Annotated in this window: 15 protein-coding genes; 14 read left to right on the plus strand and 1 reads right to left on the minus strand. The window is 71.8% G+C overall.

Translation table 11 applies throughout. From position 1 onward, the window contains the following. Positions 1–2: 2 nt before the first annotated feature. The 6 genes from EFK10_RS17370 to EFK10_RS17395 all read left to right on the plus strand — a co-directional run bounded on the left by EFK10_RS17370 (position 3) and on the right by EFK10_RS17395 (position 5,310). Complete coding sequence (locus tag EFK10_RS17370; protein ID WP_240677273.1) at positions 3–1,004, plus strand: NAD-dependent epimerase/dehydratase family protein; 1,002 nt, start codon at positions 3–5, stop codon at positions 1,002–1,004. Beyond that, positions 1,001–1,765, plus strand: a complete 765-nt coding sequence (locus EFK10_RS17375) for a GntR family transcriptional regulator (RefSeq protein WP_127356585.1) — start codon at positions 1,001–1,003, stop codon at positions 1,763–1,765. Before EFK10_RS17370 ends, EFK10_RS17375 begins: the two co-directional genes overlap by 4 nt. Before the next feature lie 114 nt (positions 1,766–1,879). Next, positions 1,880–2,914, plus strand: coding sequence for an SIS domain-containing protein (locus EFK10_RS17380; RefSeq protein ID WP_206305485.1), 1,035 nt, complete (start codon positions 1,880–1,882; stop codon positions 2,912–2,914). Then, positions 2,911–3,810 (plus strand): N-acetylglucosamine kinase, encoded by a 900-nt coding sequence (locus EFK10_RS17385; RefSeq protein ID WP_127356586.1) that lies wholly within the window; start codon positions 2,911–2,913, stop codon positions 3,808–3,810. Before EFK10_RS17380 ends, EFK10_RS17385 begins: the two co-directional genes overlap by 4 nt. A gap of 1 nt (position 3,811) precedes the next feature. Next, a complete protein-coding gene (locus EFK10_RS17390) occupies positions 3,812–4,729 on the plus strand; it encodes an alcohol dehydrogenase catalytic domain-containing protein (protein ID WP_127356587.1) in 918 nt (305 codons plus the stop codon). A gap of 53 nt (positions 4,730–4,782) precedes the next feature. Next, positions 4,783–5,310: an NUDIX hydrolase family protein gene (locus tag EFK10_RS17395; protein WP_127356661.1), complete on the plus strand. Its 528-nt coding sequence runs from the start codon at positions 4,783–4,785 to the stop codon at positions 5,308–5,310. Positions 5,311–5,337: 27 nt separating this feature from the next. Here EFK10_RS17395 and EFK10_RS17400 read toward each other — a convergent pair whose 3' ends face one another. Then, positions 5,338–6,105 carry a PhzF family phenazine biosynthesis protein gene (locus tag EFK10_RS17400; protein WP_240677274.1) on the minus strand — a complete coding sequence of 256 codons (768 nt, stop codon included), beginning with the start codon at positions 6,103–6,105 and terminating at the stop codon, positions 5,338–5,340. Between the two features lie 148 nt (positions 6,106–6,253). On the opposite strand from EFK10_RS17400, the gene EFK10_RS17405 reads away from it, so the two are divergent. The 8 genes from EFK10_RS17405 to EFK10_RS17440 all read left to right on the plus strand — a co-directional run bounded on the left by EFK10_RS17405 (position 6,254) and on the right by EFK10_RS17440 (position 15,497). After that, entirely contained in the window at positions 6,254–7,117 is an 864-nt protein-coding gene (locus tag EFK10_RS17405) for a GntR family transcriptional regulator (protein WP_164836029.1), read from the plus strand. 13 nt (positions 7,118–7,130) lie between these two features. Then, on the plus strand, positions 7,131–8,810 hold the full coding sequence (locus EFK10_RS17410; protein ID WP_127356589.1) for an APC family permease: 1,680 nt from the start codon (positions 7,131–7,133) through the stop codon (positions 8,808–8,810). 98 nt (positions 8,811–8,908) lie between these two features. Continuing rightward, positions 8,909–11,044 carry a PfkB family carbohydrate kinase gene (locus EFK10_RS17415; RefSeq protein WP_127356590.1) on the plus strand — a complete coding sequence of 712 codons (2,136 nt, stop codon included), beginning with the start codon at positions 8,909–8,911 and terminating at the stop codon, positions 11,042–11,044. Further along, positions 11,041–11,829, plus strand: coding sequence for a nucleotidyltransferase family protein (locus tag EFK10_RS17420; protein ID WP_127356591.1), 789 nt, complete (start codon positions 11,041–11,043; stop codon positions 11,827–11,829). Before EFK10_RS17415 ends, EFK10_RS17420 begins: the two co-directional genes overlap by 4 nt. Next, positions 11,816–12,775 carry a metallophosphoesterase family protein gene (locus EFK10_RS17425; RefSeq protein ID WP_127356592.1) on the plus strand — a complete coding sequence of 320 codons (960 nt, stop codon included), beginning with the start codon at positions 11,816–11,818 and terminating at the stop codon, positions 12,773–12,775. Before EFK10_RS17420 ends, EFK10_RS17425 begins: the two co-directional genes overlap by 14 nt. A 37-nt stretch (positions 12,776–12,812) precedes the next feature. Beyond that, complete coding sequence (locus EFK10_RS17430) at positions 12,813–13,382, plus strand: SLOG cluster 4 domain-containing protein (RefSeq protein ID WP_127356593.1); 570 nt, start codon at positions 12,813–12,815, stop codon at positions 13,380–13,382. Between the two features lies 1 nt (position 13,383). Further along, on the plus strand, positions 13,384–14,757 hold the full coding sequence (gene allB / locus EFK10_RS17435; protein ID WP_127356594.1) for an allantoinase AllB: 1,374 nt from the start codon (positions 13,384–13,386) through the stop codon (positions 14,755–14,757). Continuing rightward, positions 14,754–15,497, plus strand: a complete 744-nt coding sequence (locus EFK10_RS17440; protein WP_127356595.1) for an aspartate/glutamate racemase family protein — start codon at positions 14,754–14,756, stop codon at positions 15,495–15,497. The genes allB and EFK10_RS17440 overlap by 4 nt, the downstream gene beginning before the upstream one ends. Positions 15,498–15,623: the final 126 nt, after the last annotated feature.

Here is a 15,623-nt window from a genome sequence, read left to right on the forward strand (position 1 = left end):
CCATGACCGGGATGCGAGTCCTCCTTCTGGGCGGCACCGGAGTTCTCAGCTCCGCCACCGCGCACGAACTCGTCTCACAAGGAGCCGAGTTGACGGTCATCACGCGGGGCCGCGACATCAGGCGCCCGCTGCCGGACGGCGTCCGCGCGCTGTGCGCCGACGTACGGGACGACGCGCAGCTGCGTGGGGTGCCGGCTGCCGACGAGACCTTCGACGTCGTGGTCAACTTCATCGGCTACCACCCCGACGACATCGCCGAGGACGTAGCCCGTTTCGAAGGGCGCACCGGCCAGTACGTGTTCATCTCCACCGGCTCCGTCTACGCCCGCCCCGCGCCCCGGCTGCCGGTCGACGAGTCCTCGGCCCGCCGGGCGGGGGCCTTCGACTACCCCCGGCTGAAACTGGAGTGCGAGGACGCTCTCGAACAGGCCTACCGGCGGCGCGGATTCCCCGCCACCATCGTCCGGGCCGCGCATGTGTACGACGAGCAGGTGCTTCCGGTGCTCGCCGGCTGGACTGTGATCGACCGCTGGCGGCGCGGCCTCCCCGTCGTCGTGCACGGCGACGGCACCTCGCTGTGGAACCTCATGCACGCCCGCGACTTCGCCCGCGCGCTCGCCGGACTGCTCGGCGACGAGCGGATCACCGGGGAGTCCGTCCACATCACGTCCGACGAGATCCTCACCTGGGACGGCATCCACCGAGAACTCGCCCGCGCCGCGGGCGTCGAACCACTGATCGTGCACCGTTCCAGCGAGGACATCGGCCGGGAGATCGCCTGGATGGGGCCCGTACTCACCGAGGACTTCCGTCATTCGCTGCTCTACGACAACAGCAAGCTGCACCGGCTGCTCCCGCAGTTCACCCCGGGGACGCCCTTTCGGCGCGGCGCCGCCGAGATCGCCGACTTCTTCGACGCTAACCCGGACCCGGACAGACGGCGTATCGACAAGGATGTCGACGCGGGCTTCGACCGGCTCACGCAAGGACGGGGGGAACGGTGAACACGACGTCTGAGAACACGGCGGCGGCCATCGCCGCGGACCACCATGAACCTCTGTGGGTCCAAGCGGCCCAGGTCATCGAGCGGCGCGTCACCGACGGCTCCCTCCCGGCGGGACGCCGGCTGCCCGCCGAACGCGAACTCAGCGACGAGTTCGGCATCAGCCGGGTCACGCTGCGCAAGGCGCTCCACCACCTGGTCGAGCGGGGCGTGCTGCACTCCTCACACGGACGCGGCTGGTACGCCGCCGAGCGCACCGACCGTGAGTGGCCCAACTCCCTGGAGTCCTTCACCGAGACCGCCCGCCGCAAGGGACTCGTGCCGTCCGCGACCGTCCTGCGCGCCGAGGTCAGCCCCGCCACGCTCGACGAGGCCGACGAGTTCGTGGTGGCCGGCGGCACGGAGCTGTTCCGCCTCGACCGGGTGCGGATGCTCGACGGCCTGCCGATCGGCGTCGACGCCTCGCGGGTGGTCCTCCACCTCGCACCCGGGCTGGTGGAGACCGACTTCTCCAAGTCCTCCCTGCTGGCGGAGCTGACGGTGGCGGGCAGCGAACCCGTCGACGCCGAATCCGTCATCGAATCCCGGGGCTGTCCACCGGAACTCGCTCCCCACCTGGGCCTCGCGCCCGGCGACCCGGTGCTCGTCATGCAGCAGTCGCTGACGGACGCCAGGGGCCGCGTCGTACTCGCCACCACGATCACCTACCGGGGTGACCGGTACCGGCTGCGGACCTCGTTCGTCCGCGGCGGAGCCGCCTGACCCTCCCGCCTCACCGACACCCACCCGAGGTACCCACCCGGCCCGCCGCGCCGTCGCCCAGACAGGAGCGCGTGGTAGGCCCGGGCTCCGTGCGCCCGTGAAAGGAACCATCCAGTGTCCGCAGTGCCCGAAGGGACCATTCCCTATCTCGCAGGACGCGCGGCCCAGCCCGCCGCCCTGGAACGCGTCGCCGCGCGGGTCAGCGAGCAGCTCGCCTCGTCCGCACTGCCCTCGGACATCCGGCGGCCGGTGTTCGTCGGGATCGGCGCGAGCCACGCCGCACTCACCCTGCCGGTGCGCCTCCTCGGTGAGGACGGCATCGCAACGCGCCGCGAACTCGCCGGTGACCTCGGCCCGGGACCCGTACTCGCCGACGCCGACCTCGTCATCGGTGTCTCCCAGTCCGGCCGAAGCACCGAGACCCTGGAAGCCCTCGGCCAGGTCGCCAGGCATCGACGGGCCGCCCTCGTCAACACCGCGCCGTCACCGCTCTCCGAGGTGGCGGCACACCGTGTCGACCTGGGCGGCGAACCCGACAGCTACGCCTCGACCGTCGGCTATACCGGCACCCTCGTCGCACTCACCATGGTGGCCCGGGCGCTGACCGGCCGGCCCCTGGAGCAGATCACGGCCGAGTGGGCGGGCATCGGTGCACGGTTCGAAGCCCATGAGCAGGCGGTGAGCGCCGTCGTCGACGAGGTCGCCGGGCTGGCTGCCGGGACTGTCGCGGCCGACGTCATCGCCTCCGGCGCCGCACGCTCGGCCTCCGAGGCCGGAGCCCTCTTGCTGCGCGAGGTCTGCCGGGTCCCGGCGACCGCCCTGGTCACCCGGAACTATCTGCACGGCGCCATGGAGTCCGCCGGGCGGACCCTGCACGTGGTGATCGGCGACGGGCGCGAACTCGAACTGGCCCGCACCCTCGCCGAAGCGGGCCATCTGACCCTCGCCGTCACCTCGGCCGCACTCAGCGGCGGCAAGCGGCTGTACGTCGCCAGAGTGCCGCAGGACGTGCCCCTGCCCGTACGCACCGTGCTGGAGACCGTCGTCCTCCAGCGCCTCGCCGGCGCGCTCGCCGGCACGCGGGACGTGGAGATCGAGGACTTCGTCTTCCACAACGCCGACACCAAGACCGAGGAGCCGGTCGCATGACGGGCACCGTGGCCGGCGTGGACATCGGCGGCACCAAGACCCGCATCCTCCTCGCGGACGCCCGCGACGGCACCCAGACCGGCGACCGTACGGTGGACAGCACCGGCTGGCAGACCCGCTCCATCCCGGACGCGGCCGCCTGGCTCACCCGGCAGCTGCGCACGGTCACCGGCGCCACCGTCCCCGAACGGATCGCGGTGGGCGCCCACGGCTGCGAAACCCCCGCGCAGTGCGCCCTCCTCGCGGCCGAACTGCGCGCCCTGACCGGCATACCGGCCGACGTGGTCAACGACGCCGAACTGCTCGTCCCCGCCGCCGGGTTCGGGCACGGCATCGGCGTGGTGGCGGGCACCGGCTCCATTGCGGTCGGGCGACACCGCGACACCGGGGCGTATCTGTCCGCAGGCGGCTGGGGCTGGGTGCTGGGCGACGAGGGCTCCGGTTCCGCGCTCGTGCGGGAAGCCGCGCGCGCCCTGCTCAGCGGCGCCGACGCGGGCGCCCCGCCCGACCCGTTGCAGGACGAACTGTTCGCCGCCTTCGGCGTACGCGACCTGCCCGCCCTCGCGGCGGCGATGAGCTGGGACGGCGGGGTGGAGACGTGGGGCGGCCACGCCCCGGCCGTCTTCGCCGCCGCGGACGCCGGTTCACGGTCGGCCGCCACCGTCATCGAGGAGGGCGGCAAGGCCCTCGCCGCCCTCGTCACCCACCTCGCGGCACGCGGCGCCCGCACCGACGTCGTCGTCTTCGCGGGCGGCGTCATCACCGGCCGGCAGCGGCTGCGTGACGGCTTCACCCGTGCTCTGGCCGACTCGCTGCCGGGCACCGAAGCAGTGATGCTTCAGGCGCCCCCGGCCCGGGGCGCGCTCGCGCTGGCCCTGCGGCAGGGCGGGCGCTGACATGCGCTATTCCCAGGTGGTGTCCGCCCGCACCAGCGAGACCGTCCAGGTACCGGACACCCGGCCGGCCCCCGGACACATCGCCGTCCGCACCCTGGTGTCCGGCATCTGCGCCTCCGAACTGCCCGCCTGGACGGGCCACGACGCAGCCGCACCCCCGCTGCGCCTCGGTCACGAACTCACCGGTGAGATCGTGGCCCTCGGGCCGGGCGTGTACGGCTGGACAGTCGGCGAGCGGGTCACCGGATTCGCCTCGGGTGCCTACGCCGAGGTCGTGCACGTGCCGGCCACCGCCCTGCTGCCGCTGCCGGCGAACGTGTCCGCCGCCACCTTCCTCGGCGAACCGGTCGCCTGCGTCGTCGAGGCCCTCTCCCGCTGCGGCCTGCGCCCCGGCCTGCGGGTCGCCGTCGTCGGCCTCGGTTTCATGGGACTGATCGCCGTCCAGGCCGCGGCCGCGTACGCGCCGTCCCTCCTTCTCGGGGTCGACCCCCTGGAGCACGCCCGCGAGCTCGCCGGGCACTTGGGCGCCCACGCGGTGTGTCAACCCGACGACACCGAACCCGCGGCCTTCGACGTCGTGATCGAGTTCACCGGTACCTCCGCCGGGCTGCGAACGGCGGGCCGGCTCGTCGCCGAGCACGGCACCTTGTGCGTGGGCGGATACCACCACAGTGGCGAACGCACCTGGGACGTCGAGCTCTGGTACCGCGGCGTCACGGTCGTACACGGCTTCACACCGCAACGTCACCGGCACCTGGCGGCGCTCCGCGAAGGACTCCGCCTGGCGTCCGAGCGGGTGCTGACCCTTGAGCCGCTGCTCACCCACGACGTCACGCTGGACGAGGTGGACACCGGCTTCGGCCTCCTGGTCGACCGGCCGGGCGGCTTTGTGAAATGTGTGATCCGGGCCGCCCTGTGATCGACGCCACTGGTGCCGGCCCGCGCTCAACGTACGATCAGCCAATGGCTGACATGACCGAAACCACGCCTGGCTGGCTGGCTCCCGATGACCTCGAACAGACGCGTGCACGGATGCCGATCCTGTACGTCGACGCCGTGCCGGTGCGGGTCGACGAATGCGGGGAAGTCACACACGTCGGACTCCTGCTGCGCATCGGGCCGGACGGGACGGTCAGCCGTGCCCTCGTGTCCGGCCGGGTGCTGCACCACGAGCGGGTCCGCGACGCGCTGCTGCGCCATCTGGAGAAGGATCTCGGCCCGGTTGCGCTGCCCCGGGTCCCGGCCTCTCCCCAGCCCTTCACCATCGCCGAGTACTTCCCGACCCACGGCATCACGCCCTACCACGACCCCCGCCAGCACGCGGTCTCCCTCGCCTACATCATCCCCGTCGCCGGCGACTGCCGCCCCCGCCAGGACGCCCTCGACCTGGTCTGGTTCAGCCCCCAGGAGGCATCGTCCCCGCTGGTCCAGCAGGAGATGCCCGGCGGCCAGGGAATCCTCCTCAAGCAGGCCCTCGCGCACGTCGGTTGCCTGTCCTGATCTCAGAGCGTCCCGCAGGGCCCTGGCTCACCAGGGAATCTTCCGGGAAGCCAGGCGTACGGTTCCCGCCCAGTCCATGGGTATGCGTGCACGCACCGGCGTGGGCGTGGGCGGGGCCGGCTGAGTGAGGCGGACCCGGCCACCGATCTCGATCTCGCCGTCGCGGCCGGGCGCAGTGAGAATCTGGGAGCCTTGGCCTTGGATGATGTTCAGTGCCCGGTCCAGCTGATGGGTGAGGAGCAGGGCCGCTGCGCCCGTCGCCTCGTCCTCGACGCTGTTGTCACCCCGTCGGCAGAATGCGCGGGCCCTGACCCGGCTCGCCGCCTCGTCCTCCCAGGCCCAGGCGTACAGCCCGTCCTCGCCGTGCGGTGGCGCCGGCAGTGCGTCCACTTCCTCGGGGGAGGCGTACTGCCGGAGTGTACGAGGGGGCACCCACTCGGCGCGCGCTGTGATCCAGGTGAACTCCCCGTCGTGGCGCCCGTACACCTCGCCCACCGGCGTGACCAGTACGTCGAGGTCGAGCAGCCACGCCGTACCGATCAGCGGATGCGCGGCGAAGGGGAGCGGGCAGCTAGGGGTGAAGATGTCGACGATTCCGCGTTCGGGATCGTCGATGAACACGGTCTCGCTGTAGCCCAGCCGCGCGGCCAGCGCCTGCCGGTCGCCGACTGCCCGTACGGCCGCGCCGTCGCGCACCACGCCCAGTTTGTTCCCGTAACGGTCGCCGGGCCCGCAGAACACATGGAGGACGTCGAGCACGACGGATCGCGCGAGGACGTCAGGTAGTTCGGTCACGCCGTATTGAAGGGTCGGTTGGCCCGCGCCACAGATTTTCCGCGGGCCGGCCCGCGGCGGCCCGGCAAGCTACGGCCCTCGTGCGAGGACACGTACTCCTTGCCTTCGAGAAATAGGTTGGAAACTTATAACTTTTATGGTCTCGTGCATGGCTGCACCCACCTCTTCACCACTCCTCGGCTCGGCGTACGACCCGCTGCCGTTCGCGATCGATCGCAGCTCCGCCGTGCCGTACCACGACCAGATCTACCGGCTGCTGCTCGACGAGATCGTGTCCGGGCGGCTGACCCCGGGCGAGAAGCTGTTGCAGGAGAAGCAGTACGCGGTCCGCCTCGGGGTGTCCCTCGCCCCGGTCCGGCAGGCGTTCCTGGCCCTGGCCAAGAACGGCTACCTCAACCGCACCCGGGGCCGCGGCACGTTCGTGAGCGAGCCCAAGGTGGCGAGCAAGATCCATCTGCTCACCAGCTTTACCGCGACCCTCGGTGAGACCGGACTGCCGGTGAGCATGCGCGTACTGGAGTCCGGGACGGGGGTCGCCGACGACGTCGCGGCCGCGGCCCTGGACGTGCCCACCGGGGCCGAGGTCTTCCGCCTACGACGGGTGGCGTTCCTGGGCGCGGAGCCGGTGGCGCTGCTCACAGCCGTTCTGCCGGCAACCCGGTTCCCGGAACTGGCCGAAGAGGACTTGGGCACCTCCCTGTACGGGGTGCTGGAACGCCGGTACGGCGCGGTGATGACGTCGGCCCGCAACATCATCGAGGTGGTCCGGGCGCTGCCCGACCACGCCAGTCATCTGCAAGTGCCGGTGGGAGAGGCGCTGTTGCAGGTGGAGGCCGTCACCCGCGACCAGCACGACAAGCCGGTGGAACTCTCCGAGGTGCTGTACCGGGCGGACCGCTTCCGCTTCGAGATCGAGAGCCACCGCGGGGACGGCGGAGTCCGCCACTCGACCGCACGGCCCGCCCAGGACCCCGCGTCCGCACCCTCCCCAAACCCCGGATCCGCCCCCTAGAGAGGGGTCTGACATGTCGGCACCGAGTCAGCTGCCCACCACACCGGCCGAGGAACAGGCCGGCGTCTTCATTCGCAACTCCACCGGCCTCATCCGGGAGGTGTCGCTCGTCGACGCCTTCATCATGAACAGCTTCGGCATGAACGTGGCCGTCGGCGGGGTGTTCCTCTATCTCCAGGCCCAAACCGCCTTCCCCGGTGGGAACATCCTGCTGGCGGTGGTGGTCGGCACCCTGCTCATGGCGTTCACCCTGCTCCGGGTGTACTCCGAGTTCGCGGCGGCGATGCCCCGGTCCGGCGGTGACTACGTCTTCGTAAGCCGCACTCTGCACCCCATCGTCGGCTTCCTGCTCTCCTGGAGCCAGGGCCTGTGGCTGATCTTCTTCTGGATCGGCTTCAACGCGTACTTCGCCCTGACCTTCGCGGTGCCGGCGGCGCTGGCCACGCTCAGCTCGGTCACCGGCAACAAGGTGTGGCTGAACATGAGCAACTCACTGCTGGCCAAGCACGACCTGCTCGGCGTCCACACCCAATGGTGGGTCCTCGGGCTTGGCACCCTCATCACGGTAAGCTTCGGAGTGCTCATCGTCCTGGGCGGCCAGCGGTACTGGCGATGGCAGAAGTTCCTGTTCGCCTTCGCCGGTCTCAGCCTGCTGCTGTCGATCGTCCTGCTGCTCTTCCGCGGCGGCCACATCACCGGCGGCTGGAACCAGTTCGCCGGGCACAACGGCGGCCTGACGTACGACCAGATCATCCCGGCCGCGGACAAGGCGGGGTACACCGGCAACAGCGCGGGCTTCAGTTGGGTGGACACCTTCCTGATGCTGCCCTGGGTGTTTTTCGTGGTGGGCTACGCGCAGGGCTCGGCGCAGATCGGTGGCGAGATCAAGCGGGCGTCGAAGAACCAGTACCGGGCGATGGTCGGCGGCGTGCTGGTCAACGGCCTGGTGCTGGGCCTGCTCACCATCGTGGTCACCAGCCGGGTCAGCACCAAGTGGCTGGGCAGTCTGGGCTATCTGGCCAGCGCCCGCCCGGACAAGCTGGGGCTGCCCGCGGGTCTGCCGCCCGGCTTCAACTTCCTTGCGGCGCTGCTGACTCACAACGTCCTCCTGCTGCTGGTGCTCGGGATCGGCTTCGTCGTCTGGGCGGTGATGGGCACGCCCCTCTCCACCATGCAGGCCACCCGCTACATGCTGGCCTGGTCGCTGGACCGTACGGTGCCGCAGCGGCTCGGTGACGTCAGCGAACGGTTCCACACCCCGGTAAAGGCCATCGCGGTGTGCACCGTCACCGGCGAGATCGCCCTGTTCGCCCTGGTGAACTGGTCCTCGGCGAGCCTGCTCGGGGCTTTGCTGGCCCAGATCGCGGCCTTCATCGTGGTGGCCGTGGCGGGTGCGGTGTTCCCGTACCGCCTGCCCGCCGTGTGGCAGTCGGCCGGCGGCCGGCGGCTGTTCGGCATACCCGTGGTCACCCTCTCCGGGGTGGGCGGCGCGGTGGTGCTGGCCGCGCTGCTGGCCACCTTCATCTTCAACGACACCGTCAACTCGACGTTCGCGGTGACCCGCACGCTGTCGCTGTGGTTCATGTTCGGCGTGATCGCCAGCGGCGTCCTGTGGTACGCCGCAGTCCGGCTGCTCAACCACCGCCGCGGAGTGGACCTGGGGCTGGTCTACCGCGAGATCCCTCCCGAGTGACCACGCCGGTGGGGAGGGGACGCTCCTTGCCGGCCGCCCCACCCGCGCCACGCGCCCGCATCGAGACGGTCCGTCCGGGACCACGAGGAGCTGCTTCGATGGATCGCACCGCTACCGCTACCGCTACCACCGCGGACCGTCGGCTGATCGTGATCGGCAACCTGACGATCGACGACGTCGTACGCGGCGACGGCGCGGTCAGCATGGGCCGTCCGGGCGGCAACGCCGTCTACGCCGCCGTCGCCGCCCGGCTGTGGCATCCCGCTGTCGCGGTCGTCGCCCGACGCGGCGAGGACCTGCCGCCCGAGATCCCCGCCACACTGCGCCGCCTCGGGGTGGACACCGCCGGCCTGCGCCCCGTCGCCGGCCCGACGGTCCGCAACTGGGTCATCTACGAAGAGGACGGCCGGCGCCGCTGGCTGTACCGGACGCCGTTGGAACGCTCCCGCGAGGTGGCGGTACGCCCGGCCGACATCCCCGTGGAATGGCTGAACGGCGGGGAGCCGCCGGTGGTGCATATCGCCGCCATGCCGCTGGCGGCCGCGTCGGCGCTGGTCGCCCACGTACGGGAACACGTACCGGGCGCCCTCCTCACGCTGGACACCCACGAGGACTGGGACACCGACCCGGACGCCGTCCTCGCGCTCGCCCGGCGGGTCGACGTCTTCGTGCCCAGCAGGGAGGAGTTGGCGGCGCTCGCCGGATACGACGAGCCGGAGAAGGCGTCGGCCATGCTGCGCAAGCAGGGCGTGCCCGCGGTCGTCGTCAAGCTCGGCGCGGACGGCGCCCTGGTCGACGCCGGCCGGGTACCCGTACTTCGGATACCGGCGTGGCCGAGCGACGTCACCGACACCACGGGGGCGGGGGACACCTTCTGCGGCGCGCTGGCCGCGGCGCTCGCAGCCGGCCTGTCCCTCGCCGACGCGGTGTCCCGGGCCGTGGCCACCGCCGCCTGGGCGGTGCAGGAGTTCGGTTCGACGGCACTCGCCCGGCTGGAACCGGCCACGGCGAGGGAGCGGTTCGCACGGTTCACGGCGTTGGGGGAACCGGTGGCCGTCGACCGCCCCGGGGACCTGAAAGAGCCGCCTTCCGACGCGGCGCCCGGGGACCGTATGGCGGCGGCCCCCACCGGTGCCTCCTCGCACGACATCGACGTCATGCGCCGGGAGATCGAGATGATCCCCGACGTCATCGCCGCCCGGCTGGCCGATCCGGACGGACACGTGCGACGCGTTGCCGAGGAACTGGCCGCACGCGGGGTGGAGAACCTGTTCCTGGTCGGCTGCGGCGACTCGTACTTCGCGGGCCGCGCGGCCGAACTCGCGTTCCGCCGGCACACCGGCATCCGCGCGCAGGCCGTCCACGCCCTGGAGTTCGCCCGCTACCAGGTGCGGTACCTGCCCGAGCGCAGCGCGGTGGTGTGCGTGTCGTTCTCCGGCAAGGTGGGCCGCACCACGGAGGCGGCGGTGCAGGCGGACCGGTTCGGCGCCCTCACCATCGCCCTCACCAACAACGCCGACGGAGAACTGGCCAGGGCCGCCCAGCTGGTCCTGCCGGTGGATGTGCCCACGCTGGGCTTCTCTCCCGGGACGAGCAGCTACCTGGGCCTGGTGGCCACCCTCGACGACCTGGCGCTGCGCTGGGCCCAGGCCGCCGCACGCGACACCGGGACCGCGCGGGCCGCCCTTGACGCCCTCCCGGCGCTGGCGGCCCGGACCCTGCGGGCGAGCGCCGCGCCTGCCCGAGAGGCGGCCGGGTTGCTGGCGGCTCACCCCTGGATCACCTTCCTCGGCGGCGGCCCCAACGAGGCCTCGGCCCAATTCGGTGCGGCCAAGCTCTTCGAGGGCCCGCAACTGCTCGGTGTGAGCACCAACATCGAGGAGTGGGCGCACGAGGAGTACTTCATCAGCTCGCAGGGCACTCCCGTGGTGCTGGTCGCGCCCTCGGGCGCGAGCGCAGACCGGGCCGCCGAGATCCTGTCCGAACTGTGCTTCATCGGCGCTCGGGCGTTCGTGGTCAGCGACCTGGCCCCCGAGCTGCCCGCACTGCACCTGCCTCTGACGCCGGGCGCACCCGAGGAGTTCTCGCCGCTGCTGGCCGCCCTGCCCCTGAGCCTGATCGGTTTCCACCTGGCGGAGGCCCTGGGCAAGGAGAGCTACAACTTCCCCAGCGAGGCGGCCAGGAAAGAGCACTACGACACCATCCACCGCGTCGTGATCGGAGAGCCCGCATGACGACAACCTTCCCCCTCGCCGACATCGAACACGAGGCGAGCAGGCTCACCGGGGCCTTCGCCGAACACGGACTGGACGTACGCCTCATCGGCGGCCTCGCCGTCGCCGGCCACCGGCACCGCGAGATACCCGCGGCGCTGCACAGGACGTACGGGGATATCGACCTGGTGATCCGTCCGCAGCAGAGCAAGGCTTTTCGCGCCGCCTTGCAGGAGCTGGGCTACACACCCAACGTCCGCTTCAACAACATGCGCGGTGACCGCCGGCTGCTCTTCGACGACGAGCCCAACGACCGCAGGCTCGACGTGTTCGTCGGCGGTTTCCAGATGTGCCACGCCATGGACCTCACCGACCGGCTGGACCTCCATCCCCTGACCCTGGCCCCGGCCGACCTGCTGCTCACCAAGCTCCAGGTGGTGCAGATCAACCACAAGGACCTCACCGACGCGGTGACTCTCCTGCTGACGCACCCGGTCGACGCGCCGGACGCGCCCGGCACCGACGACGACCACATCAGCACCGACCGGTTGGCCCGGATCACCGGCGCCGACTGGGGCTGGCACACCACCGTCACCGACAACCTGGCTCGCGTCGCAGCGGTCGCCGACGAGTTGCTGGCGCCCCCCGACGCCGCGGCGGTCACCACCCGCGTCGCCCGGATCGGCGATGCCCTGACCGCAGCGCCCAAGTCCCTGAGGTGGCGCGCCCGCGCCAAGGTCGGCAGGCGCGTGCCCTGGTACGACCTCCCTGACGAGATCGGAGGTCCGATCGATGCGCGGAACTGACCTGAAGATCTTCTTCGCGACCGACATCCACGGCTCGGACCGGTGTTTCCGTAAGTTCGTCAACGCCGGGAAGTTCTACAGCGCCGACGTCCTGCTGATGGGCGGCGACATCACCGGCAAGATGCTGGTCCCCGTCATCGAGGGCCCCGGCGGCCGGTACAGCTCCCATCTGTTCGGCCGGGAGCGCACCGTCGACGCCGACGGGCTGCCGGCCCTGCGCAAGGAGATCGCCGACGCCGGCTTCTACGCGTACGACACCACCCCCGACCAGATCGCCGAGTTCCGCGAGCGCCCGGAGTTGGTGGAGGAGACCTTCCGCAAGCACATGCACCGCACGCTGGCGGACTGGATGTCCCTGGCCGAGGAACGGCTGAGGGGCACCGGCATCATGTGCCTGCTGGCGCCGGGCAACGACGATCCGCTGTTCGTGGACGAGCTGCTCGGCTCATCGGACATGCTGGTCAACCCCGAGGGGCGGCTGGTGGAGCTGCCCGGGGGCTTCACGATGATCTCGGTCGGCTACTCCAACCCCACCCCGTGGGACTCGCCGCGTGAGCTTCCGGAGGATCAACTCGCAGCCCGCATCGACGCGTTGGCTGCGCAGGTGCCCGACATGTCCAGGGCCGTCTTCAACCTCCACGTGCCGCCCAAGGACACTCCGATCGACCAGGCCATGGCGCTGGACGCCGAGTTCCGGCCGGTGATGCGGTCCGGGGCCCCGGTGATCACCGGCGTGGGCTCGCGGGCCGTCCGCGACGCCATCACCACCTACCAGCCGATGCTGGGCCTGCACGGCCACATCCACGAGTCCCGCGGCGAGGCCCGGATCGGCCGGTCCCGGTCCATCAACCCGGGCAGCGAGTACTCCGAAGGTGTGCTGCTCGGCGCCCTGGTCTCGCTCTCCTCGAAGAAGGGGGTGCGCGGCTATCAACTCGTCGCGGGATGAGGCGCGGGACCGCCTGCCGGGCAGTGCGAGCGCAGCCATGGCCGGCGGACTCCCGTGGACGATCGCCGTGGTGGGCTCGGCGCGGCTCGAAGCGCCCGATCCCCGCTGGCGGCAGGCGCGGGAACTGGGCGCGGCCCTGGGCGGCAGGGGCTGGCGGGTGATGACCGGCGGCTACGGCGGGCTGATGGGCGCCGCGGCGCGCGGGGCACGCGATGCCGGGGCTACCGTCATCGGGCTGCCGATGCGCGGCTGGTCCGGACTGACCCCGAGCCGGTGGTGCGACGAACTGCGCTGGGCCGACGACTACCCCGACCGGCTGCGGCACCTGCTGTCCTGCGACGCGGTCGTCGCCCTGGACGGCGGCATCGGCACACTCGCCGAGACCGCCGCGGTGTGGGCGGCCCTGCAGACCGAACCCGGCGCCGCGCGGCTGGTCCTGCTCGGCGCGGGATGGCCCGGGCTGCTGGCCGCGTTCGGCGGCGCGCTGGTGGCGGACGCCGCCGATCTGACGCTCGCCGCAGCTGCAGCGACAACCGGTCAGGCGATGGAGTTGCTGGACGCGATGGTGTCCGGCGCCCCCGTGGCCGCGCCCGGCCCGAGGGGCTGAGATGGAGCTGCTGGTACGCGCCCGCCGGACGGTCACGGATCGCGGTGAGGGGCCCGCCTCCGTCGCCGTCGAGGGCGGCCGGATCGTACGGGTCGGCGGGTTCGACGACCCGGTTGCCGCCGACGAGGTGGTGGAGCTGGGGGAGGAGGTGGTCCTACTGCCGGGCCTGGTGGACTCGCACGTCCATGTCAACGAGCCCGGGCACGACACCTGGGAGGGGTTCGCCAGCGCCACGCGGGCCGCGGCGGCCGGGGGCATCACGACCCTGGTGGACATGCCGCTCGACAGCGTGCCGGTCACGGTGGATCCGGCCGCCCTGGCCGCCAAACGGACCGCGGCGACGGGGCAGTGCTTCGTGGACGTCGGCTTCTGGGGTGGTGTGGTGCCCGGCGGTACGGCGCACCTGCCGGCGCTGCGCGAGGCGGGGGTGCTCGGCTTCAAGTGCTTCCTGTCCGACTCGGGGTCGCCCGACTTCCCGCCGCTGAGCCGACGTCAACTGCTGGAGACCCTAGGAGTGCTGCGGGAGCTGGACGCCGTGCTCCTGGTGCACGCCGAAAGCGAGCGGGAGCTCTCGGCCGCGCCACCCGCGCGTGGCAGGCGGTACGCGGACTTTCTGGCCTCCCGCCCGCCCCAGGCCGAGCTGGCGGCGGTCGCCGCCGTGCTCGGCGCGGCCCGCGCCACCGGCGCCCGGGTGCACATCGTGCACCTCTCCACCGCGCGAGCGCTGCCGCTGATCGCCGCCGCCCGGCGGGAGGGCGTCGCGGTGACGGCCGAGACCTGCCCGCACTACCTGACGCTGGCGGCCGAGTTGGTGCCGGACGGCGCCACCGAGTACGCCTGCTGCCCGCCCGTCCGGGAGGCCGCCAACCAGGACGGGCTGTGGGCGGGGCTGGCCGATGGCACGCTCGACCTGGTGGTCTCCGACCACTCTCCGTGCGCCGCCGAGCTGAAGCACCTTGACACCGGGGACTTCGGCGCGGCCTGGGGCGGCATCTCCTCGCTCCAGCTTGCGTTGCCGCTGGTGTGGACGCAGGCGCGCCGGCGCGGCTTCCGCCTGCCCGATGTGGCGACGTGGATGGCCTCGCGGCCGGCCCGGCTGGCCGGGCTGCCGGCGAAGGGACGGATCGCGCCCGGATACGACGCGGACCTGTGCGCCTTCGCACCGGACGACACCTTCACCGTACGACCGGAAACCCTGCACCACCGTCAGCCGGTCACCCCGTACACCGGGCGGACCCTGCACGGCGTGGTGCGCCGCACCTGGCTGCGCGGACGCGAGGTGGACTTCCGGTGCCCGGCAGGCCGGTTGCTGACCGCCGAGGCGACCGCGGAGCGGCATGAGAGAGACAACCAGAACCCGGGAGGGAACCGATGAAGATCCTGGTGGTCAACCCCAACACCTCCGTGTCGATGACGGAGTCCATCGCCCGGTCCGCCCGTCGCGCCGCCTCGCCCGGGACGGAGATCCTGGCGGTGCAGCCGTTCTTCGGGCCGGAGGCGATCGACTGCAGTCTGGAGAGCTACCTGTCGGCGGTCGCGGTGATGGACCGGATCCTGGCGGTGGGGGAGCCGTACGACGCGGTCGTACTGGCCGGGTTCGGCGAACACGGCAGGGAGGGTGTGCAGGAGATCACCGATGTTCCGGTGCTGGACATCGCGGAGAGTTCGGCGCACGTCGCCCAGATGATCGGCCGCAGCTATTCGGTGGTGACCACCCTGGCGCGCTCGGTCGGGGCGATCGAGGACCGGCTCCGGCTGGCCGGGCTCGCGGACCGCTGCGCGTCGGTGCGTTCCTGCGGTCTGTCCACCGCGGAGGTGGACGCCGACCCGCCGGCGGCTGTCGCGGCGATCCTCGCCGAGGCCGAGCGGGCGGTGCGGGAGGACCGGGCGGAGGTGATCTGCCTGGGGTGCGGGGGGATGGCCGGGCTTGAGGAGGCGATCACCGGCCGGCTGGGGGTGCCGGTGGTGGACGGCGTGGCCGCGGGGGTCCGGCTGGCCGAAGCGGTGGCCGGAATGGGATTGCGGACGAGCAAGGTGTGCACGTACGCGGCGCCGCCCGCCCGGCCGGTCCCCGGCTGGCCGCTGTCCCGGAGCGGGGCGGAACGCGCTGCGTGAACGCCCTACTCGATTTCTTTCGTGACGGAGCCAACCTGGCGGTGAGGCGGATTCCCTGACCGGTGGCCCCGACGGATTGACGAGCCGGTAATCCGGCGTGAAAGGAGGGATGGAAGGGCGCGCTAA

The sequence above is a fragment of the Streptomyces soli genome, assembly GCF_003999195.1.
In the GTDB taxonomy this organism is placed as follows: Bacteria; Actinomycetota; Actinomycetes; order Streptomycetales; family Streptomycetaceae; genus Actinacidiphila; species Actinacidiphila soli.